The sequence below is a fragment of the Arcticibacter svalbardensis MN12-7 genome (assembly GCF_000403135.1).
Lineage (GTDB): Bacteria > Bacteroidota > Bacteroidia > Sphingobacteriales > Sphingobacteriaceae > Arcticibacter > Arcticibacter svalbardensis.
In genome coordinates this window covers 23,752-47,684 of the sequence record NZ_AQPN01000084.1, presented here as the reverse complement: position 1 = coordinate 47,684, position 23,933 = coordinate 23,752, and the positions used below count along the sequence as shown (strand labels likewise).

At 38.6% G+C, this 23,933-nt stretch carries 12 protein-coding genes, 1 other RNA gene and 1 pseudogene; 8 read left to right on the top strand and 6 right to left on the bottom strand.

Annotated features, from left to right (window positions below):
- The first annotated feature begins 39 nt into the window (after positions 1 to 39).
- The 5 genes from ADIARSV_RS10920 to ADIARSV_RS20615 all read left to right on the top strand — a co-directional run bounded on the left by ADIARSV_RS10920 (position 40) and on the right by ADIARSV_RS20615 (position 10,990).
- Positions 40 to 1,503, top strand: a complete 1,464-nt coding sequence (locus ADIARSV_RS10920; protein ID WP_316929508.1) for a contractile injection system tape measure protein — start codon at positions 40 to 42, stop codon at positions 1,501 to 1,503.
- A complete protein-coding gene (locus ADIARSV_RS10915) occupies positions 1,497 to 2,870 on the top strand; it encodes an ATP-binding protein (protein WP_016195573.1) in 1,374 nt (457 codons plus the stop codon). Before ADIARSV_RS10920 ends, ADIARSV_RS10915 begins: the two co-directional genes overlap by 7 nt.
- Before the next feature lie 64 nt (positions 2,871 to 2,934).
- Complete coding sequence (locus ADIARSV_RS20625) at positions 2,935 to 4,182, top strand: eCIS core domain-containing protein (protein WP_016195572.1); 1,248 nt, start codon at positions 2,935 to 2,937, stop codon at positions 4,180 to 4,182.
- Positions 4,183 to 4,226: 44 nt separating this feature from the next.
- Complete coding sequence (locus ADIARSV_RS20620; RefSeq protein ID WP_016195571.1) at positions 4,227 to 5,885, top strand: eCIS core domain-containing protein; 1,659 nt, start codon at positions 4,227 to 4,229, stop codon at positions 5,883 to 5,885.
- A 23-nt stretch (positions 5,886 to 5,908) separates the two neighbouring features.
- Positions 5,909 to 10,990, top strand: a complete 5,082-nt coding sequence (locus ADIARSV_RS20615; RefSeq protein WP_016195570.1) for an eCIS core domain-containing protein — start codon at positions 5,909 to 5,911, stop codon at positions 10,988 to 10,990.
- Positions 10,991 to 10,995: 5 nt separating this feature from the next.
- Here the strand turns inward: ADIARSV_RS20615 and ADIARSV_RS10895 are convergent, their stop codons facing one another.
- Positions 10,996 to 11,778, bottom strand: a complete 783-nt coding sequence (locus tag ADIARSV_RS10895) for a response regulator transcription factor (protein ID WP_016195569.1) — start codon at positions 11,776 to 11,778, stop codon at positions 10,996 to 10,998.
- Positions 11,779 to 12,054: 276 nt separating this feature from the next.
- On the opposite strand from ADIARSV_RS10895, the gene katG reads away from it, so the two are divergent.
- Positions 12,055 to 14,331 carry a catalase/peroxidase HPI gene (gene katG, locus ADIARSV_RS10890; protein WP_040299801.1) on the top strand — a complete coding sequence of 759 codons (2,277 nt, stop codon included), beginning with the start codon at positions 12,055 to 12,057 and terminating at the stop codon, positions 14,329 to 14,331.
- A gap of 352 nt (positions 14,332 to 14,683) precedes the next feature.
- Here katG and ADIARSV_RS21890 read toward each other — a convergent pair whose 3' ends face one another.
- The gene (locus ADIARSV_RS21890) at positions 14,684 to 14,863 is read right to left on the bottom strand and encodes a hypothetical protein (protein ID WP_160166656.1); all 180 of its coding nucleotides are present in this window, start codon (positions 14,861 to 14,863) and stop codon (positions 14,684 to 14,686) included.
- 67 nt (positions 14,864 to 14,930) lie between these two features.
- On the opposite strand from ADIARSV_RS21890, the pseudogene ADIARSV_RS22565 reads away from it, so the two are divergent.
- A pseudogene (locus ADIARSV_RS22565) lies at positions 14,931 to 15,092 on the top strand (DUF5712 family protein); the annotation flags it as partial.
- Here the strand turns inward: ADIARSV_RS22565 and ADIARSV_RS23045 are convergent.
- From ADIARSV_RS23045 to ADIARSV_RS10875, 4 genes are all read right to left on the bottom strand, one after another.
- Complete coding sequence (locus ADIARSV_RS23045; protein WP_016195565.1) at positions 15,087 to 17,903, bottom strand: heparinase II/III family protein; 2,817 nt, start codon at positions 17,901 to 17,903, stop codon at positions 15,087 to 15,089. The pseudogene ADIARSV_RS22565 and the gene ADIARSV_RS23045 sit on opposite strands and share 6 nt — an antisense overlap.
- Positions 17,904 to 18,708: 805 nt before the next feature.
- Positions 18,709 to 19,077: a transfer-messenger RNA gene (ssrA, locus tag ADIARSV_RS21145) on the bottom strand.
- A 13-nt stretch (positions 19,078 to 19,090) separates the two neighbouring features.
- Complete coding sequence (locus ADIARSV_RS10880; protein ID WP_016195564.1) at positions 19,091 to 20,329, bottom strand: pyridoxal phosphate-dependent aminotransferase; 1,239 nt, start codon at positions 20,327 to 20,329, stop codon at positions 19,091 to 19,093.
- Between the two features lie 76 nt (positions 20,330 to 20,405).
- The gene (locus ADIARSV_RS10875) at positions 20,406 to 20,789 is read right to left on the bottom strand and encodes a DUF1573 domain-containing protein (protein WP_016195563.1); all 384 of its coding nucleotides are present in this window, start codon (positions 20,787 to 20,789) and stop codon (positions 20,406 to 20,408) included.
- A gap of 653 nt (positions 20,790 to 21,442) precedes the next feature.
- On the opposite strand from ADIARSV_RS10875, the gene ADIARSV_RS10870 reads away from it, so the two are divergent.
- The gene (locus ADIARSV_RS10870; protein ID WP_016195562.1) at positions 21,443 to 23,860 is read left to right on the top strand and encodes an alpha-ketoacid dehydrogenase subunit alpha/beta; all 2,418 of its coding nucleotides are present in this window, start codon (positions 21,443 to 21,445) and stop codon (positions 23,858 to 23,860) included.
- The last annotated feature ends 73 nt before the right edge of the window (positions 23,861 to 23,933 follow it).

Genomic DNA, 23,933 nt, shown 5'->3' with positions numbered 1-23,933 from the left:
AATGATTGCTGATGTTATTATCCGCAGACAAAAAATAAACTGCAAGTCGGTAATGAAAAGCTTGCGTTCGACTGCAGGCAGTATATAAATGATATTATTCATGTAGAGCTACCAAAAATGTATGAAAGGATCTTTCATCAAAACATTCATCCGGATAGTTACATTAACATTGGTGCTGTTCATGTTAATTTAGGTGTTTTACAAGAGGATGATTTTAAGAAAAATTTTATAGCTATTGTTGAACAAAAACTTATCCTGGAACTTAAAACACTGTTCGAAGAGAGTCCTGCATATACTGCCGAGAGCCCTCAAAATATTGGTGGTAGTGGCCACGATGATTCGCCTTTCGATGACCAAACCTCTTCGGTTCAATATTCCTCGGTTCAACATTCCTCAGTTCAATATTCCACAGAGAAAGAACAGAAAAGTGCTGCACTACTGTTTTATTTGGAACATGGGAATTACCCATGGTGGTATAATAATGAAACAATAAAATCCCCATCTGAAATTTTATATGCTTTTGATAGTGAGGAACAGCGTAGCTTTTTATTTAAGATAGTAGCTAGAAGCAGAAGTATAGCCATACCCGAGATAGAAGGACTGCTGACACGTTTCGTAAATTGTCTTGATGTCGCCGATTGCGAAATTTACATTAACTATACGATCAAGCTATACAATGATAACACTCTTGAAATTAATATAAATATGCTTTTAAGTCAAAGAGATCAGCTTATTAAACTGTTTAATATCGCCCTGAAATCTTTTTACACACAATTGTTCAGTTTTATTTTTCTCCATGCTAATGAACCTGATTTTCTTAAAATCTTTTTCTTAAAGCTCAAAAATACCTTTCCAATTTCAACAGAAGAATTGAAAGAGAGGATTGGAAAAGCGGATATTGAAGCCAGTATATTTGGGTTTACCGAGAAAAAGGATCAAAATATTAATTCGGCAAAGGATACGATTCAAAACATAAAGAGGACTAAAACTACTCAAAGTGAAAAAGGTTTGTATATTCATAATGCAGGGTTAATAGTGGTTCATCCTTTTCTGCCAATTTATTTCAGAGGTTTAGACCTAATTAACGATAAAAACCAGTTTGTCTCCGTCAAAGCGCAAATGAAAGCCACCGTTCTGCTTTATTATTTACAACAGCGGGATCAGGATTACAAAGAATGGGAGATGCCATTGAATAAGATTTTGTGTGGAATGAACAGCAATGAGGTGATTGACGGAGATATTGAATTGTCCGAAAAGGAAATAAATGAATCTGAATTATTGCTTCAAACAGTGGTTGGTTATTGGGTTGCTTTGAAAGGATCGAGTGTAGAATCAATGCTCAATACGTTTTTTTTACGTGAAGGAAAGATAACTTATAAACAAGACCACTGGCTTCTACAGGTCGAACGAAATGGGTTTGACATCCTGCTTGACCGTTTACCATGGAGCATCGGAACCATAAAATTACCATGGCTTAAAGATTTGATACATACCGAATGGTAATAAATCGCCAAATAGTACAAAAGGATGCATATTATTTGAATGCACTTGATCTGCTGGATGAAATTAACTGGTTTGAAAAAGTAATGCAGGCACGCTTGAAAAATCACTATGGAGAAGAAGCTGATTTTGAATATATTTATGCAATTACGCCACCCGAATTAACCAACAAAGAATCAGTATTCAGCGAATTTGTTCGTTTCTATAAATTATCGTTTTCTGAAAGGCTTATTTTAATTCTCGCCCTGCTTCCTCATATTTCCCCCCAGTTGCTGGATGTGTTTTTTAACAAAATAACTTTGAAGGATAGAGGTAATACCGAGTTCGGCGGATTAAAGGGAACAGCACACAGTGGTTTTCTTCCTACCGGAGAAACTGCTTCATTTTTACTATCAGGAAATGATTTAAGTAAAAGGTTTAAAGTGCAACAATTTTTTGATACCGATCATCTTTTCAGAGTACATAATATCTTATGGCTGGGGTCATCGCCATCAAACGAACCTATCTTAAGTGGTCAGTTGTTAATCAACGATGAATATATAGATTTATTTACTGGAGGTAAACTTCGTAAACCATCTTTTAGTATGGATTTCCCTGCCAAGAGAATCAGTACAACATTGGATTGGCAAGACTTAGTACTGGATAGGCATACTATGCAGCAGCTAAATGAAATAAGAATATGGTTGGAATATGGCAATAAATTGATGAATGACTGGGGGATGAAAAAAACGCTTAAACCAGGTTATAAAGCTTTATTTCATGGCCCTCCGGGAACAGGCAAAACCCTTACTGCAGGGCTGTTTGGTAAGCTTGCTGGTGTTGATGTGTATCGTGTAGACCTATCAATGGTGATATCTAAGTATATTGGCGAGACAGAAAAGAATCTGGAAAAGGTCTTTTCCAAAGCAGAACATAAAAGCTGGATCTTGTTTTTTGATGAAGCCGATTCGCTCTTTGGTAAAAGAACCTCCATTTCAGACGCCCATGATAAATATGCAAATCAGGAAATTGCATACCTGTTGCAACGCCTTGAAGACTATAACGGTTTGGTGATTTTGAGTTCCAATATGAGGGGAAATGTAGATGAGGCCTTTGGACGCAGATTACAATCAATTATTCATTTCCCTATTCCCAAAAGTTATGAACGCTCCATCTTGTGGCGCCAAACATTTAGTGATAAAATAGAGCTTGAAGCAGATCTGGACATTGATAGTATAGCAGACAAGTATGAGCTTGCAGGTGGATCCATCATCAATATTGTGCAGTATGCTTCATTAATGGCCTTGCACCGGAATGAAAATATCATTCGTGCCCGGGATATTATGGAAGGCATTAAGAAAGAGTTCAGGAAAGAAGGAAAGACAGTTTAACAATCATTCAGATGGCAAAAATGCTATCCCGAATTAACTAATATTCTTTAAACCGACACGTATTATGAAAGAGGCTGTCGCATCAGAACCAGTAGCAATTCCAGCTGCAATTGCACAACAGCAAGAAATACAGCAGACAGATGTGTTGCCTGCTGAGAATGGAAGCAATTTATTTTTTCAGACTAAGTTAACGGTTGGGGCACCCGATGACCCACTTGAACGGGAAGCAGATGCTGTTTCCGATCAAATAATGCGGATGCCCGAAAATTCATTTATACAACGGAAATGTGCACATTGCCAGGAAGAAGAAGAAAAGGCACAGCGTAAACCATTAAGTTCTACTATAACACAAATTCAAGCTCAGGGTGCCGATACCTCAAAAGTGAGCGATGGAGTTTCTAGCGAAATAGCCTCTTCACGCGGGGGTGGAAGTAGTATGGATAGCCAGACTAACAGTTTTATGAGTAGCCGCTTCGGAACTGATTTAAGTCATGTTAACATCCATACTGATGACCGTTCATCTCAATTAAGCCAAAGCCTTAACGCTAAAGCCTTCACAGTAGGTAAAGATATTTATTTTAATCATGGACAGTATCAACCAAATTCAAGCGAGGGGAAAAAGCTATTGGCACATGAACTTACACATACGATTCAACAGGGACAAGGTGCAGCTATTCAGAATAAAGAATGGGTACAACGCACAGCTATCGGCTCTATATTAAATGAATTTTTCTCTCCTTTCTCTAGTCCTACACAGTGGGATATGCCCGAAAGTGATAGTTATACAAACCTGGTAAGGGCCTGGCAACCTGTAATAGATGGTTTGAATACAATTAAAGCAGATGCAGCAGCAGATTGTGCTACTTGGGCTGCTAGCCACAGAACCGACGCAAGCTGGCATGCAGGCATGACGAAACCACCAGTAACCGATCCAAATGCTTACCCGCTTTGGGTGAATAGTCCGCCGGGAACCGATCCTGATACCTGCAGGAATGCTTTTATTTTGTATGTAGGAACAATGTTTCCTGGACCAGCCATGCAAACAACGGATCTGTATACCTGTTCGATAGGTTCTTTTGGTTTGTATGTAACTGTTGATACAATTGATTGTGCAGCACATACCGCTACTCTACGCGTGTGGATGTACAATACCATGGACCAGGCATCATTTGGAGCATTTGCAAGTCATCCGGCATTTACTTTGAGTGGAATGGAACCACAATATATGTGGTGGAATTGGGATGAAGAAATTACCTGGACTGGAACTAGTGGTGTAACAACCACTCCGGAGAAAACCAAAAGCAGATGGTAATTTGATAAAAGTCATTTAATTATAATGAGGCAATAGAAGAGGAAATGAAACAAGCTGTGGTATCAGACCCTGAAGCAATGCCTGCTGCAATTACGCAGCAGCCAGAAATACAGCATACTGAAGTCTTACTAAATCCAGTTGTTTCTAATTTATATGTTCAAACCAAACTATCTGTAGGATCTCCCAATGATCCCCTTGAACATGAAGCCGATGCAGTAACCGATCAGGTTATGCGAATGTCCGAAAGTTCTTTTATTCAACGGAAATGTGCCCATTGTCAAGAAGAAGAATTACAGCGTAAGCCAAAAGTAACTTTTATTCAAAAGAAAAATGATTTAGGCGGTACTGCCATATCTGGAGATACTGGTAAACAGATAGAATCAACAAGAGGGAGTGGAAACAAAATGGATTCAGGAACGCAGGACTTTATGGAAAGTCGTTTTGGATCTACTTTTTCTGATATCAAAATACATACTGATCCCGTTTCGAACCAACTCTCAAAATCCTTAAACGCTCAGGCTTTTACCATTGGAAAAGACATCTATTTCAATGAAGGTAAATATAATCCTGCTTCTGCAGATGGGAAACGTTTGCTTTCACATGAACTAACTCACACCATTCAGCAAAACAACATTGCTCCGAAAGTGCAAAGGGAACCCGATACGGTAAATATGCCTCCGCTTACCGTAACTTCAGGTTTTCCAGATACAAGCTCACTTAGTACCCCACTAGCGCCGGGGGAAATGTCGGCTGGAAGAGACACTGCAACAATCGAAGCAAACAGTCAGCTCCCAGAAACAACTTTGCCATTTACTGAAACCGGATGGAACGGTACTGAAATTGCCAACAAGCTCGGGCAGTATGATCGCATTCCGGGTACAGATAGTGACGCCGTTCGTTGCGTGCAGGCAGTTGCGCTAATGAGTCATATTCTTAATGGACCTGATGCAGCAATCAATTATTTAGTATCCATTTCTTTCCAGGGTTTTTTACAATCCGGAGTGCCAGGGCAACGTGAAAAGTCAGCCATGAAAGTAATAGATTTTGTAAAAGCAAAGATTAAAGCAAAGCAAGCAACTTACGGCCACATGTACTGGGCAATGGAAGCGGTTCATGATCTGTTTTATTCAGATAGGAGAGGAACTCCGGCAGCTACACCAGATACCGTAAGGAGCCAGATCGTGCCCTCTTTTGACAGTGCTCAAAGTATGGTAAATATGGATGTTTGGTGCAATAACAAAGATGAGTTATTAAAACAAGCTAACGCATTAAATCCTGGGGAACAGTTGATGTTGAATACCTGGGGGGTAAGCTTTAACTCTACATTTGATTTGGCTGATATTCCTTCCAACCGAAAATCCACTCGTCTAAACATTACAGATGAGGAAGGCAAACATAGCCGAAGTGTATTTATAAGGAGAATAGATGCGTCTAAAAAACCTACCGCTAGTCAAATTGACCTAAACAGAGATCATAAAGGTGGTCATCAAATGCTTATTTATAAAGACTTAACCGATAGTCATATCAAGATGTACGAGCCTGAAATAACCACTTCAGGTGATCATCTTTTTGATCTTACTGCTGATCCCGGCAAAATAGATACAGAGATCTTTGCAGATCAGCCCGCTTTTGAACTGTACCACTACCTGCAAATATGGGGTAAAATTATCCCTGCTCCAGTTGGCTCATCTTTCGGAAAATAAATAATCCACATGTAATAATTCGCATGAAAGAAGTATCTGTTCCGGAACCAGTAAACTTACCTGCACAATCTGCAGTGCAGGAAAATTTGCAATCTGATGTACTTAAAGTAGATGGGCAACCTGGATTCTTTTTTCAGACAAAGCTAAATGTTGGTGCTCCGGATGATCCGTTGGAAAAAGAGGCGGATGAGGTAGCAGACCATGTAATGCGTATGCCCGAATCAAATTTTCTGCAACGCAAATGTAACGAGTGTGAAGCGGAAGAAAAGAAAGAAGAATCTATCCATAAAAAGCCATTATCTGATACTGTAACGACTTTTATTCAGCGAAAAAGTATAGGAAATCCTACTTCAGCTTCAGATCAGGTCTCTCAAAATATTCACAATTCAAGGGGAAATGGATCATCTTTAGATGATACCACTCAAACCTTTATGTCAAGTCGTTTTGGTAGCGATTTTAGCAATGTAAATATCCATACTGATTCAAATGCTGTTCAATTAAGTAGAGAGCTTAACGCTAAAGCATTTACTGTTGGCAATGATATCTATTTCAATCAAAGTCAATATCAACCCCAATCATCAGAAGGGAAACAATTATTAGCTCACGAATTAACGCATACTATACAACAAGGAGGGAATCATATAAATATGAAATCCGAAAGTTTAACCCCGGATAGGGAGCACTCTTTCTTACAGCGAAAACACGAATTGAATTCGCAGGTAAATTATGAGGCTGTTTCTACACCTGTTCCCGAGATTAAACCAGAAGTTCTACAAAAAAACAGTATTGGGATTCAAAAACAAAGTTTTGCTCCACCACCAGATGATCCTAATACAGGCTTAAATGATTTGTCAATACAACGGAAATGTGCGCATTGTGAAGCAGAGGAAGAAATTCAACGTAAACCTGGAGACCTGGGCGAAAGTTATTTACAGTCTACAGGCAACGAGGCGGATGTCATTGTTTATACTTTATTAGGAGCGTATGATGAAATTCAAGGTATTGGAAGTTTACATCATGTCCTGATTATAAGTGGTACTACCGCAGTGTTGTACTCCATAAAGGGTGATGTAACTGGGTTTGAAAAAACCATACAAGCTACTTACACATTCCGTTCCATAGCCTTTGGAAATCATTATCTCATCCAAACTGTGGGTAACAAATTTGCATTACTTGGAATGGTTGAGGTAGAACAGGCAGATGGAGATAAAATTTTAAAATATGCACTCATGGGTTGGAAGGGTGAAACCCCCGAGGATAAAAAAGCTGCAGATCTTGATGATAAAGAGCTGCAGCTTGATACTTGGTTTTCCATAGATGCAGAGAGGAAAGATTTTCATTCTAAAGCTGAAGGAATAGGTTTCGCTGTCGCCTTTATTCCCGCAGGTAGTTTTTCAACGACGGATAAAAGAGATAAGGATAAAAAAGAAGGTCCTGTTTTAAGTACAAACTATCCGGATTGGTTTAAAGATTTAAAAAAGAGAATTGAAGCTAAAATAGCGGAGGATCGTGCCGCAAATAAAGATAATCCTAATTTGCCAGATCGGATATTCTTTTACGGGTCAGATAAAGTACAGATCACAAAAGGTGCCGATGCCTGGACAATTGAAGTCGAAAAAGGGAAAAGTGAAAGCTATCTCACTGTATTAAAGTCTGAATGGGATGCTGCGAATGATAAAGATATTTATACAGTAGAGGTAGTACAGAAACTGTACACGAAGGTTAAATTGATGATTGATGAGGCAGATATTAAGAAAGACGAACAGAAAGAAATTACAGACATTGACAGCACTCCGCAAACTAAAGGCAATAAATTTGCCTGGGCAATAAAACTAAGACAACAAATAGAAGAAATACTTTCTAAACAGAGGAAAAGTGAAAAGGAAGCTACTGATTTTCCAGATAAACTAAGCATAAGCATCCAGAAGGAAGCTGAAACGGAAAACGTTTATCTAAGGGTTTGGATATATAAAATTAAAAAAGAGGCATCGATAACTGAACTGCCTGAACTTATAGGAGGCACAATTCCGATCGCTTTAAAAGAAACAGATAAAGCGGCAGATTGGGCTCCAATGGTTCGGAAAGCTGCTGGAGCCATTAGAAGTGGTAATATTACTACGGATAATATGGATGTAAAAGTTGGCGATAAAGACCAAAAAGGTGATCCAACTATTCTTCCGCCTTATCCTGCTAACATCTTCCCCCGCAACCTAAGTGCCGATAGAAACACAGCTACAGTAGCGAGTAATAATTTCAGAATGGTGCTTGACACAGCATCCGTACACGGCAACAATTTGCTAAATCTTACTTTACTTCACATGGCAATGAATAATTTCTATTCATGGAATATTTATCCATTGCCTGATGATTTAAACGTTTTAAAAAACAATCCGCAGGTCACTCCAGATCAATTTGTTTCCTTTAGTAAGGAGTATGTACTTAAAAATGGATCATCATTTGGAAGTTCTAAAAAAAGTTATGAAGTAGATAGGGATTGGGAACAGGAAGTAAAAATGAGTGATCTGGGCGAGGGGGAATTTTTATTGACATCTAAAGCCTATGTTTCATTTCCCGACGATTGGAAAGTGAAAAGGCAGGCAAGTTTGGCAGCTTATCCATTTACAATTAAAAATGCGAAGGATCTTGCATCAGCATTTGCGCTGGCAGATCCAAATGCCATTGAAGAGCTCAAGAAACAAGCCGAAGCAGAAAAAGATCCGATAAAGAAGAAACTCCTTCTTGATCAGATCAAGGAAATGGAAGCCAGAGAGAAAGAATCTGATCTGCGTAAACTCACCAAAAAAGATGCCGCTGAAACACAGGATCTGATTAAAAAAGCTGGCGAACTTAAAAAATTCATATTAGACGATCGAGCCAGGAGTATCGGTTTTTCAGGTGATAAGACCCATGATCCTTTCATGTTAAGACTTAAGGCTCTTGATCCGGACCTGTTCCATCTATATATATTAATTCGTCAGATTTTTGATTATAAAACCGGAGATATAACCGCCGTTGATGAGTATACCAAACTTATTCAAAAACAATACGATGATCTTATAAAACTTGACAAACGTATCGTTCGGATGACGGGCAATGAAAAGCTCAGAAAAGATCTCCCAACACAAAGGTGCGTAGCCGCATTGGTTAAGCAAGAAGACGGTAATTTGGTTCCGTTGATTTTAATTATAGGTCATCACGAAGATAGCGACCCCAAAGACGGAAACTATAAAATGATGCTATTGGATGTAACTTTCGATTCCTCTAAAAAGGATATGACCTATGTTGGCGAAGAGTCTTCAACAGAAAAGGATGCTATAAACAGTGCATTTATCAAATTTGGTGAAGACAATAAATATGGAAACGGTAAAATTATATACCGTGTAGCTGGAACATCATATAGAGGAGAAGTTGATTCTGTAACTACAGCTACTGAATATCTTGCTCAGGCATTGGCTGTTATAGGTATTGTGCTATTAATTGCTGGAGCTGTTTTATCAATGGGAACTCTTGCTCCGGCATCTGCAGCCGCAATTGGTGGTATCGTCATGGCCTTAGGAATTGGTACCGCTGTGGCAGGAGCGGCATTGGCAGCACGGAACATTTATAAGCATGTCGACCAGGGAACCTTTGAGCTTGATGCAGAGTTTGCGATAGATGTGGTCAGTATTATTGGAGCTGTTGTACAAGTATTTGGCACTGTAGGTAGATTAACAGCTACCTTAAGCAGATCAGTAGGTGCCATTCAAAGGGCAGTAACTATCCAAAGACTAGATAAACTTTTACTCATTTACGATGGAGTAGAGTTAACAGGCAATGCAGTGCTCGTCGGGTTAAAAGTTCAGGATGATATTGCGGCAGTTAAATCGCTAGGTCTCTCAAAAGCTGAAGAAGACGAAATGCTGCAACAAATTACCATGGAAGCCATACAGCAAGGAGCAATGCTTGCATTTGCATCTTTCAGTAAAGTAAAAGATATTGGAGAACATTTAACCGCACGTATCGAAAAAAGCAAGTACCAGTCATTCCATGAAAGGGGATGGGTTGATGAACATGGAAAACCAACCGATCAGGCACCTCCATTTATTAGAAATAAAAGCAGTAACACTGAACCTGGAAAAGTAGCTCCATTAGCACAACAAGGTGAACTTGCCTGGAAAGAATCCACTGTGTTTGAAATGGGCAAAAGTCAAACAGTAGATAAACAGCATAATTTAACGGTTACGGAAAAAGGACGTATTATTCGTTGTTCAGATTTCTGTTCGGATTTGCGTATGAAATACAATGAGGTTCTTGAAAAAGATCCTTGGATTAACAAAGAAATGACTGATCTTGAAGCAAGAGCGAAAGACGCGGCTGCAAAAGGAAATAAAGATGAGGCAAAAAGGGTGGCGAACGATGCAGCTGTATTTGAAAGTAAATTGAAAGAAGCTGATGATTTAAGAAAACATCTGTTCGGAATGACGGATAAAGAAGTGGACAATGCGCTTGAAGCTATGGATGCAGCTAATGTAACCGGGGGCGCTAAGTCTGGCTATAGAATTGATGATACCAAAATACCTAAACGCCAAAGAAGGCAGATCGATGCTACTGACCTAATGACTGATGCTGAAATTAAAGAACTGGGTAAAGGTGGATTTAAAAAAGCAATGGATCGGATTAATAAGGTAATGGGAAGAAAGATTTCGGATATTGATGAGCTTAAAGCGCACTGGGAGTCAGCACGTAAGGATGTTCTGAAAGGCAAGCAAGTTACCGATTATAAAAAAGAAACCGTAATTGAAATGTATCATACCGCAAGACGTAAATTTTGGGAAAATGTAAAACGAGATCCTGCTGCGGTAGAATTCTTGAAAAAGAATGGTTTTGAAATGGAAGGTGATGGAGCTCCACTTGCTGTACTTGGTCCGCAAGGTAAAGAGGCTACTACCAGAGGAAATGTTACCAATCAGGAACGGCGCATTAGTCTGGATCACATTGAAGAAAAAGCACAAGCAGAAAACTGGCTAAAAGCCCTTGATGCTGACAATTTAGAATTGATGTTCCAAAATGCCAATTCATGGAAAGAAATAGTACAGGTTAAATTTGGAATGAGGGATGAATTGTAGACCGGCTAAAGAACCCCGGATTTAACGGCAATATCTACTAGTTGTAAGAAGTTTTTGCAGTTAGATCTTACCAGCATATTTCTTCTGTGGTTATTGATGGTGTGAATACTGATATTTAACTGATCTGCTATTTGTTTACTCCCCATTCCCTGACTCGCCAGTTTCAATACATCTACCTCACGTTTACTGAAAATGTCGCTCTTGTTATTTGGGTAATAACATTTGCTTTCTATTACAGTTTTCTCGTGGCATTCTTCACATTTTTCTATTAAATGATTAATTGTTAAATCATTTTTAAGATAAGTAAAATCTGTTAACGAATTGATGGATGCAACAGGCATTATGGAATGATCATTAAAAAGATAATGGGTGCGTTGCACTAGTGACGACCACGTATCACTATAGTTTTTTAATCGGAAATTCGTGATAAATGTATACTCTACATTTTTATCACCTTTATGATTGGCTAAAAAAGCCATTTGATCAGGAAATATTTGCTCATCGAAAATTTCCATATCCTTTTGGTCCCTCATTCTATTAAAAAACAAGGCATCTGTTTTTAATAAGAATTCAGAAGTATAGCCAAGGAAATACCTGCTTGAAAACGGTCTGAAATAGTTGGTATTCTGTATATAATCGCTGAAATAAAAAACATGAGGAAAAAAATGATTGCTGATTGATTCACGATTAAATTGCTCAATTAAATCGTTCACTTCAGGTAATTCAGTTCCGTTTCTATTTCTTGATTTTTTTAAAAAATCAAAGTATGATGTTTTAATTTCTTTCATATCAAAATAGTGTAGGCTAGAATTTAAGTCAGTAGTTTCATTATTAGTTATTTAAAGCTACGTATTAATTTTTTGCTAATAAATATTTTTTTTAATAGAGATATGAAATGGTGCAAAAACTGAGTCGATATCTTTTGATAGAGGTTTTTGCCTAATAGACATTATCTATTTAACATAGAAATAAATGATTGTGATTATTTCATTCAATAGCATAATTTTATAGTGCTTTATAATTGCCAAAACATATAAAGTGGTCAATAAATAAACTTGTAAAATATGGAAAATGAATCAAATGATATCAGCAAGTGCCCATTTATTAATGGTAGCATGAAGAGTAATATTGGCGGTGGCGGTACCCGCAACCGTGATTGGTGGCCCAACCAGTTAAAATTAAGTATTCTGCGACAGCACTCCTCTTTGTCTGATCCTATGGGTGATGATTTTAATTATGCTGAAGCTTTTAAAAGTCTAGACCTTGCGGCTGTGAAAACGGACCTTAATGCACTTATGACTGACTCCCAGGACTGGTGGCCTGCAGACTTTGGACACTATGGTGGTTTATTTATCCGTATGGCATGGCATAGTGCCGGAACTTACCGTGTAGGTGATGGACGTGGTGGTGCCGGTGCAGGACTACAACGTTTTGCCCCACTTAATAGTTGGCCCGACAACGTAAGTCTTGATAAAGCCCGCAGATTACTTTGGCCAATTAAACAAAAATATGGCAACAAAATTTCATGGGCTGATCTGATTATTCTTACTGGGAATGTCGCACTGGAGTCAATGGGATTTCAGACCTTTGGATTTGCCGGTGGTCGTGAAGATGTATGGGAAGCGGACGAATCTGTCTACTGGGGATCTGAAACTACCTGGTTGGGTGGTGACCTGCGTTATGCACATGGATCACCAGGCGTTCAAGAGGATCATGGTGTATTGGTATCAGACGATGACGCCGACGGTAATATCCACACCCGCGATTTGGAAAATCCACTTGCAGCGGTACAAATGGGGTTGATTTATGTGAATCCTGAAGGTCCAGATGGTAACCCAGACCCAATTGCTTCAGCCAAAGATATCAGAGATACATTTGGTCGGATGGCCATGAACGATGAGGAGACGGTTGCATTAATAGCCGGTGGTCACAGCTTTGGCAAAACTCATGGAGCTGCCTCTGCTGATCATGTAGGCAAAGAGCCTGAAGCCAATGATATCGAAATGCAAGGTTTTGGATGGAACAACAGTTATGGTTCTGGCAAAGGTGCCGACACGATTACCAGTGGGCTGGAAGTAATATGGACCAAAACACCCACCCAATGGAGCAATAACTATTTTGAAAACTTGTTTGGTTTTGAATGGGAACTGTCTAAGAGTCCTGCCGGTGCACATCAATGGGTAGCTATAAACGCAGAAGCTTTTATTCCTGATGCATACGATAGCTCGAAAAAGCATCTACCTACCATGCTTACTACCGACATAGCTTTAAGGTCTGATCCAGCGTATGAAAAAATATCAAGGCGCTTCTTTGAAAACCCTGATGAATTTGCAGATGCTTTTGCTCGTGCATGGTTTAAGTTAACACACCGCGACATGGGTCCACGTGCACGTTATTTAGGTCCTGAAGTACCACAGGAGGAATTGCTTTGGCAGGATCCTATTCCAGCCGTTGACCACATACTCATCGCTGAAAGCGATATTGCTACATTGAAAGCAAAGGTCTTGGAATCAGGGTTAAGCGTATCTGAGTTAGTTTCCACAGCATGGGCTTCGGCTTCTACCTTCCGCGGATCGGATAAGCGAGGTGGTGCCAATGGTGCCCGCATTCGCCTTGCTCCACAAAAATACTGGCAGGTGAATAATCCGGTGCAATTGCAAAAAGTATTAAACATCCTGGAAGGCATTCAAAAAGAATTTAATGGAGCCCAAACAGATGGTAAAAAAGTTTCCCTGGCCGATTTAATCGTACTGGCCGGTACTGCAGGAGTCGAAAAAGCAGCTCAGGATGCAGGGAATGCAATTACTGTTCCTTTTACACCTGGTCGTATGGATGCTTCACAGGAACAAACCGATGCAGAATCATTCGGCTTCCTTGAACCCGCTGCTGACGGTTTCCGTAATTACCGCAATTCTAAGATTCCTGTATCCACCGAAGAAATGCTGATCGATAAGGCTCATTTGCTTACACTCACAGCACCTGAGCTAACGGTATTACTGGGAGGTATGCGGGTATTGAACACTAATTTTGATGGGTCTCAGCATGGTGTTTTTACATCACGTCCCGGGTTACTAAGTAACGATTTCTTTGTAAACCTGCTCGATATGAGTACTGCATGGAAATCAATGTCCGGGGATAAAGAACTTTATGTAGGTACCAACCGTGTCACCGGAGAAATAAAATGGACAGGCACGCGTGCAGATCTTGTTTTTGGATCTAATTCAGAATTAAGAGCTGTGGCTGAAGTGTACGATAGCGCAGGAAGTCAGGATAAATTCGTAAAAGACTTTGTGGCTGTGTGGAGTAAAGTGATGAACCTGGATAGGTTTGATTTAAAGTAGATTGTTGGTAATAAGCTAGTCTAATTCTAGCTTTTGCAACTTATGATTTTACATAATATATAATTATTAGACAATAAGCATAAAAAGGCTTTTGAGATTATCTCAAAGGCCTTTACTTTTCAGTATACATTTCATCCTTAACATCACTTTTATCATATTCCGTCAATTTGATTTTAATTTTAATATAAGCAAAAGTAGGGTTAGGATACCGGGTTAAGGCTATGAACATGTATTTGCCTAAAGTATTGTGGCGAAATTAATCAGAGCCTTGCAATGTTCTTTCAAAAAGTCGTTTTGTAGTATCTGTAGGATATTTTGTAAGTCTTTGTAATTCATTGTTAGTAGCCATCTTTCAAAGTTTCTCGAATCTATCCCATTGTGTTGTTCGTGCTCCAGCAATTCCAACACCCTCACTTTTGATCTCATTGTCTTTAGCTAATTCATCATCGGCTACCTCTTTAACTGATCCCTTGGCATGCGTTAATTCTACAGCCATCGTTTTAAAGGAGTCATCAAACATTTGTTTATTCAAAATATCAAATTTAATTTATTTAAATCTGTCTTTCAAATTTCCTCCAGTCAAATTTAGTAATTCCAGACAGGTCATTGTCAGCCTTAAGAATGCCACGAACAAGATCAAACTGAGCCCGATGAATACTTCGCGGGGCAAGAATGCGGAGCACTCTAAAAAGATGGGCCAGATTGACCGGGTAGCATTCAAGCAGAGCGGGGAAACCCTGTTCGACAAATATTACCTATTTTTTTATTTTCACTTTTACCTCTTGATAGGGAATGGCTGGTACGGTAAATCTAACACTTTCAATCCCCTGGTCTTTTTGGCGTTCTCCTTTTATCTCGCTTGATCCATAACAAAGAACAATTTCTCCTTTTTTATATTTATCTGGAATTGTTAAAACAATGGTTGAATCAGTGGTAAGGTGTATCGTATTACTATTATATTCTAGCGTTGCCGAACTTGAGCCATTTTCCTTTACTTTAATTGAATAGCCTTCATTTTTAATCGCGTTGCCTGATCCAAGAAATAGCGTGGTTTTATCCAGCTCTTTTGTTACTATACCAAAAGTTCCGCTAAATGAAATATTCTGAAAGGTACAGGGTGTAAAAGTGTCGGAAGAAAAGATGTAATCCGTCCGATTAGATAAACTTTCAATTTTGAGTCCAACAAAAGCATCGGAAGCTCCATTTGCCTTAAATGATGTGATGTTTTTTATGGTTGCTGGTTCACTTTCGGTTGTCGGTTCATATACTGCAACAAATGGATGTTTCCATGCTTCACCATTGTTACGCACTATGGTTGTTAAAAGAGGCATTTTTGCAATATCATTTGGAATCATTGCGTCACGCATAGCTTCAGAGTGAGGTGTTTTGACTTTAAATATTTCGCGGTTAACATCACCTCTCATCCACATATTCATGCTTACCCTTTCTTCGCCAGGTATGTTCAATTCAAAGGTGGCCCTAAAATCCTGATCCGTCTTTACCGATTCTTTATCCGATATATAATCGTATGCCTTAATATCTCCTTCAGCAGATGATAATTGTTTGCTTGGGCTTAAAGCTAGCAGTTCATTTTTTGTGTCGGATAAGGTAAGTTTCTGACCTATGTTATGGTAAAAATAATCATGGTATTTGTCATTTCCAGCCTTACATTTTGAACGGAATATATCAATATAGTAACCCGATGTTTTACCCGTTCTAACAACACCCATTAAGCGGGTTTGATCGGCATTTGTTTTGGGTTCCAGGAAATAAAGATCTGAAAATGAAATTCCAGGATAATATCCTGTTTTTCGCTCAGACTGAGGATATACCGCATTCATCTTAAAAGGCTGCTCACTTTTCATTGCCTTATATTGTGATATCCCATTAACAGATACGGTATTGTGTGCCGGAAACTGGGAATAATACTCGAGATAATCCGGTTGAAAATAACTTGAACCACGACCTCCCTCCACTCCCAAAACATAATTTTTACCATATAATTCCATTGCAATGCCATTGGAATGCATGTGATTACCCAATGAGCCTGCCTGTGAAATCATTAAACCATGTTTTGAGTCGAAACCGTTACGCAATGCCAACCAGCTAACATTTGGTGCATAAAAAGTGGGGGTTACATAATCGTTAATATTTGCGGGCTGTATATTTCTATCCAGAACAGTCCCATTACCTGTCAAAAGAGACATGAAAGCATTTCTTGACCTTCTATTCTGGTCTATTGAATCACCATTGGCATTATTTATCATGAGTGCCATAGCGGTATATTTCTTCTCCTGATCTGCTTTACCAAATTTCCGGGCATTTCTCACCATATTAAATATCGCCTCGGGACTTACTTTACCATAATGTGTATCACCAAAAGCAACAACATATTTATTGGGGAACATATATTGAGGCAATACATTAACTGCTTTAGGAAGCACAGGCATATCAGGTAAAATATCAATGTTCACCGCATCTTGAATTGTAATCATAAGACTTGTAAAATCTTTTGTTACTCCCATACTGTATCCAGCACATTCTTCCCAAATACCATTATGTGGATCATAGCCTTGATTTAAAAGCTTTGTAATTCCCCACTGCCGCGCTTCCGTTTTATTAAATATCCTATCCAAGTAATACTGGCAACCTCTTCCATCTTCATATTTACTATCATCTTCCAAAATAAATGCCACCTGAAGAACGATGTTTGCCTGTATTAAATTCCAATTGTTATCTGGCACCCCATTTTTAATAATCTGTTCAGCCATCTTTTTAAAAGATGTACTATAAATAGGTATTTCATCCTTGGCATTTTCTTTTAAATAACCATATAAATAATCGTAACAACTGGCTAAAGGATCTACTACTCCTTCTTTTATTACCTGAAATGAGGTATATCCGACCAAGTTCTGTATATTTCCATGCTCTATATCATAAGGGACATTTCGATAATAGATGCCATGCATGTACACATCAAATAGGTGGGTAGCAAATTTAGCATATCGGGTATCTCCTTCAATAAAATAAACCAATGCGGCATCCCTTGCATACTCCATTATCCTTTGGTTGATATTTTCTACAACTCTACCGGTTTTTGATTGTTCCGCCCACTCCCATTTTTTCGTTGTTTTGTTTTGTACCCACAAACCTCTTTCGTCGTCCATATAAGGTAAAACATCTTCAGTACTTGGCATATTATAGTTGCAAATATTATCCCTGCTTCCCGTAAAACGCACTGTTGGAACTGGAGCCTTTCCTTCTGCATGTGAATAAAATTCGCCTTTTATAAAAACATCAGTGGCATGGCTTTTCCAATACATTTGCAAACGTGAAGCCATCCACTCCGGATCGGTTTCATATTGCTTCACATATCCAGCTATCCGACTTTTAAATTTTCCATACGCATTTTTAACTTCTGGAGAATTTTTAATTTCCTGAAGAATCTGTTCTTTGGTAATATCGGGAGACATTAACCGTGGATGACTGCGCTCAATCTTTTCCGGAAACTTAAATTGTGCCTGAACCATGTTACTCAGTATGAGGCCAACAATAACGAATAGTATTTTCATTTATTTTTTTTATTAAAAATTGCACATCTTAAATTAACCTGTATGTTTATTCTTCAGTACTTTTAAGGTCTTTCCCATTTGTTCTCCTTCTGATCCTTTTGGGAGTGTCGTGGAATAGGTATCATCATTTAAAATTTAATTTCCGGCTAAGCCCTATTTCATTAGGAATTTATACCGTATATTTTTAATCTTATTTTTTATCCCAATAAACCACCAAAATGAATTTAAGAATTTAATTTTTTATCAAAAAACAAGAAAGAAGGTATTATAAATTCTATTATTAAGAATAAATCAGGTTTTGCAAAGGGTAACTAAATCGGTTTAACGAATTACGGTAATATTTGTTATAAATCAAAAACATTTGCTCTAAATACCTCATTATATCCAGCAAGTTCTACGCTCTATCAACTGTATATCATCATTTTGATGGTATATGAGCCGAAACTGATAGATTGATTATTATCTTCGGATTAAGGATTTCAAACAACCTGATGTTGGTTCCTTTTCTATCATAGTCAACTGCATATATATAGTGGTACACCTCACCTATATGCTTTAGATTTAATATTAAATACTTTTCTACCTGTTTCTTTAGCTCCTGGAGTTTCGAGATGCTAATTTCTGTTTGTTATACTATGTAAAAAATTTAATTCTTAATTATAAAGGATTATCATTTGAAATCGTGCAGGTTACCAATAGGTCACCAGAAGAATGCGATTATTTGGTTTTATTTGCATAGGACTATAAACAAAAACGCTGTAAATTGTTCATTTACAGCGTTTTTTGATGTTCTTTAAAACATAACTCGTGGAGCCGGAGGGATTCGAACCCTCGTCCAAACATGGAACAAATTATGCTTTCTACATGCGTATCTGTCATTTAATTGTAGAGAAGGGGAAGGCTGACCGAGTGCCTGTACCGTCTTCCTTAGGTGTTTTATCTTGTCCGGTAATCACACCTCTTATCAGACCAGTTCTGTTGAACGATGCCCCATATGCTGATTAAACAGAACAGAATACCAGCGGGACAAAAGCTAAGCTAATTCTAAATTAGGCAGCTAAGGCGTAGTTATTTTCGCCAATTGTGGTTTTGAGAGTTCAGATTTAAGCGCTAGTCTCACAACGCGCTGCATGCTTACATACCTGCTACCATCCTGTCAATTCCGGTCGGCCCCGTATATAAAATTTTTAAATAAAGACAGTTCCAGCAGCATTAGCCGGGCTGACTCTTAATTTTCTGCCGGGATAAGCTCTTAAACCCTTATCCAAACAAATCATAGCTTTCGCTAAGTCTTCCTTGTTCAAAACGTATGCCAATCTTATTTCGTCTGCTCCAGCACCTTCTGTGCTGTAAAAACCAGCTGCTGGTGCCAGCATGACTGTCTGATTGTCATATTCAAATTCTTTCAGCATCCATTGGCAGAACTTTTCTGAGTCATCAACCGGGAAGCGGGCAACAACATAAAAAGCACCTTTAGGATTCGGACAATAAACGCCTTGCATTTTATTTAGCGAATTTACTAGAAAATCGCGTCTTTCGGTATATTCCTTGTTTATAAGTTCAAAATAAGAATCTGGTGTATCTAAAGCCGCTTCTGCCGCTATCTGATCGACCATACCCGGACTTAAACGTGATTGTGCAAATTTCAATGCAGTAGCCAAAACCTGTTTGTTTTTTGTAACAAAGCAGCCTATACGAGCTCCACAAGCACTATACCGTTTTGAAACACTATCAAAAACGATTACATGCTCATCAAGACCATCTAAATGCATAGGCGAATGAAACGTATTTCCATCGTAGCAAAATTCGCGGTAAGCTTCATCAACAAAGAAGTAAAGATCATATTTTAAGCACAGTTTCTTCAATTCGACCAATTCATCATACGAGTATAAATATCCGGTAGGATTATTGGGGTTACAAATGAAGATTGCTTTTGATTTTGGAGTAATCAGTTTTTCAAATTCGCTAACCGGAGGTAGCGCAAATCCATTCTCCATAAGAGATAGTACAGGTCTGATTACCGCACTGCTCATCCATGCAAATGCATTGTAGTTGGCATAAAAAGGCTCTGGGATAATGATTTCATCTCCGGGATCCAGACAGGTTTGCATAGCTATAACAATCGCTTCAGAGGCTCCAGTGGTAACCAGAATATCCTCAGCAGTAATATTATATCCTGCATGGTTATAATAATCTGCCAGCTTGGACCGATAGGATATTGTTCCCTCAGATTGCGTATATGCCAATACTTTGAAATCGACATTCCTGATCGCATTCATCATGACTTCCGGAGTTTCAATATCTGGCTGGCCTATGTTTAAATGATAAACAGTCTTTCCCTGTAGTCTTGCCTGCTCTGCAAATGGTGTTAATTTGCGTATCGGTGAAGCAGGCATTCCTTTCCCCTTATTTGAAATATGTGGCATAATATATACAAACATAAAAAACCTCCCTGTTAAAGAGAGGTTTTTTTATGCTTGAAGCTAAATTTATTAATATTTATTAACTTGTTGAAACGCTTCCCTTGATGTAAATGTATTTTACAGGAGTTTTTGCATTTGATTTAATAGTCAATGCTTTGTTGAAAGCTCCAGGAGCAGCTGCATTATAGGTTACAGTAATAATGCCGGTATCGCCTTTTTTAATAGGGGTACTGGTGTATTTAGGTACTGTACAACCGCAAGTAGATTCTACATTGCTGATGATTAAAGGCTGATCCCCTGTGTTGGTAAACTTGAATTCGTAACTAACTGGCTTTCCCTGAGGGATTTTACCAAAGTCATTCGTTTCTTTCTCAAACTTGAAATCAGGTTGTTGATCTGCACGCATTGCAGAAACCGTAATAAATCCTAATAGTATTAAACAAAAGGCTATAAGCTTTTTCATGTGTGTTATAATATAAACTTTTTGTAAAGGTAACTCAAGTAATTAACTATTCAAAAACTATGCCCTTAAGTAACAATATTTTTAGGATTGTAGTACATTATGTGCCTTTATCTAAGTCGTTTATTTGTACAAACAAAGTAATAAATGTATAAAATTTGAGGACGAGACAATTGCAGGACTATAAAATCACATGTATAGTTATTGTAGGATTATCAACACCAGGTGTATAATTAATTCAGGACCATCAATTACAAGAGTCTAGCTATATTAGGACGAGACAGTATATCTCTCCATCATAATTAAATCGCACATTACTTGCACCTTCTCCGCACCTTGTCCGCACCTTCTCCGCTCTGGAAGAAAACAAACTGCGTTTCAGATCAGACTTAAATCCCTTTTAGTTATAAATACGATTACCACATGTATCCCTTAAAAAAGAATGAAATGAATTATATAAAACCGAGGTATCCAAAACCGCTACAGGTCTTATACTGAAACACATCGTAGTGTAAAGATGTATCGAATAAGGTGATTTTTACTGTTTTTTAGCGCACAGCCAAATTATATCCTGATCACTCTTTGTAATTTTCTTCTGATTAAACAGCATAACGGTTTTATTTTATGTTATTTTTGAGGAATTGACTCTCATACATATGTCAGAAAAACATTCTAAACTAAGTAATCAGTTTGAGGTTCCTGAATTGAGCTTTGAGGACTTTAAAAATATTGTAATTAAAGACTATCGAATATGCTTCGAAAGCCGGCAGGCCAGTTTAATTGGCCGTCGTGAAGTGTTAACAGGTAAGGCCAAGTTTGGCATCTTTGGCGACGGAAAGGAAGTTGCCCAAATAGCGATGGCTAAAGTTTTCCAAAAGGGAGACTGGCGGTCTGGTTATTATCGTGACCAGACGTTTATGTTCGCTACTGGAATGGCCACTATTACGGAATTCTTTTCGCAGTTATATGCGAATACTGACGTTAAGGCAGAGCCTTTTTCGGGAGGCAGGCAAATGAACTGTCATTTTTCATCGCGCGTACTCAATGAGGACGGCAGTTGGAAAAATCAAATGCTTACTAAAAATACATCTGCGGATATATCTACTACCGGGGGGCAAATGGCTCGTTTAGTAGGACTAGCACAAGCTTCTAAATTATATAGAAATAACCCGGACCTGAGTTACCTTTCGCATTTTTCGGCAGGAGGTAATGAAGTCGCATTTGGTACCATAGGTAATGGTTCAACATCTGAGGGTGTGTTTTTTGAAGCCATAAATGCTGCCGGAGTACTACAGATTCCGATGGCTGTGTCTATCTGGGATGATGGTTTCGCCATATCAGTACCTTCAGAATTGCAAACTACCAAACAGGATATTTCAGAGGTCCTAAAGGGATTTCAACGTGATGAAAAGGGCGAAGGCTTTGAGATCTTCAAAGTAAAGGGCTGGGATTATGCAGGTCTTTGTGAAACCTATGAAAAGGCTATAGCGATTTGCAGGGAAAAACAAATTCCGGTGATGATTCATGTGTACGAACTGACTCAACCGCAGGGACATTCCACTTCAGGTTCACATGAGCGGTATAAATCAAAAGAAAGATTAGCCTGGGAGATGCAGTTTGACTGTTTGTTGAAAATGCGCACCTGGATGGTTGAAAGTGCCATTATTAATGAAGAAGAACTGGCTGAACTGGAAACAAAGGCTATTGAATACGTTCGGGTATGCCGTAAGAATGCCTGGGATAACTTCCAAAAGGAATTACGCAAGGAAGCTGATGAAGCTGAAGCACTATTGAAAGCGTTTGATCTTCCGGTATTTAATGAAATGGCAAAGTCTATTCATTCTTCTGTAGAAGTGACCCGAAGAGAGATTATGGTACATGTTCGTAAAACAATGCGTACCTTGATAGGAAAGGATTCTGTACAAAAGCAAAATTTACAGAATTGGTACCAGGCACAGATGATAGATAACAATGAACGCTATAATTCAAAACTCTTTACCGATTCTTTTGATTCGCATGTGCACGTTCCCGTTGTTGCTCCTATATATGACGCAGACTCTAAGCTTATTGATGGAAGGGAAATTTTAAATGGCTGTTTCGATGAGAACTTTGCCCGGGATGCACGGATTATTGCATTTGGTGAAGATGTTGGAAGTATAGGTGACGTGAATCAGGGTTTTGCGGGTTTGCAAGACAAATTCGGCAAACTTAGAGTAGCTGATACCGGAATTAGAGAAAGTACCATTATCGGACAAGGCATTGGGTTAGGTCTACGTGGCTTGAAACCTATCGCTGAGATTCAATATATAGACTACATTTTATATGCTATAAATGTGATCAGTGATGATCTGGCAAGTTTAAGTTACCGTACCAAAGGTGGTCAGAAGGCTCCTTTGATTATCCGTACCCGTGGACATCGTCTTGAAGGTGTATGGCATTCAGGTTCGCCAATGGCAGCTATTTTAGGTATTATGCGCGGTGTGCATATTTGTGTACCCCGAAATATGACTCAGGCGGCAGGGATGTATAATACCTTACTTCGTGCTGATGAGCCTGCTTTGGTTGTCGAATGTTTAAATGGTTACCGTTTAAAAGAGCGTCTCCCTTCTAATGTTGGTGATTTTACTGTTGCTCTTGGAAAAGCAGAACTGATGCGGGAAGGTAAGGACATCACGATTGTTTCATACGGTTCTACACTTCGTGTGGTTCAGGAAGTGGCAGAAGAGCTGGAACACATGGGCATTTCTATTGAAATTATAGATCTGCAAACCTTACATCCTTTTGATCTGGATCATCTGTGCGCACAATCACTAAAGAAAACAAATAAATTATTGATTGTTGATGAGGATGTTCCCGGTGGTGCTTCTGCTTATATTTTGCAGCAAATACTGGAGAAACAAGATGGATATTATCATCTGGACAGTGCGCCACGAACTATAACTGCTAAGGAACACCGTCCTCCATATGGTACAGATGGTGATTATTTTAGTAAACCGTCTACGGATGACATTATTGAAGTTGTTTATGAAATGATGAGTGAAACTAATCCCTCATTATATCCATCAATATATTAAGAGATCGATTATAGGGTTCTTAAATAATAAAGCGAAACCAGGTATTCTTGTTCATCAATTTCATGAACAAGAA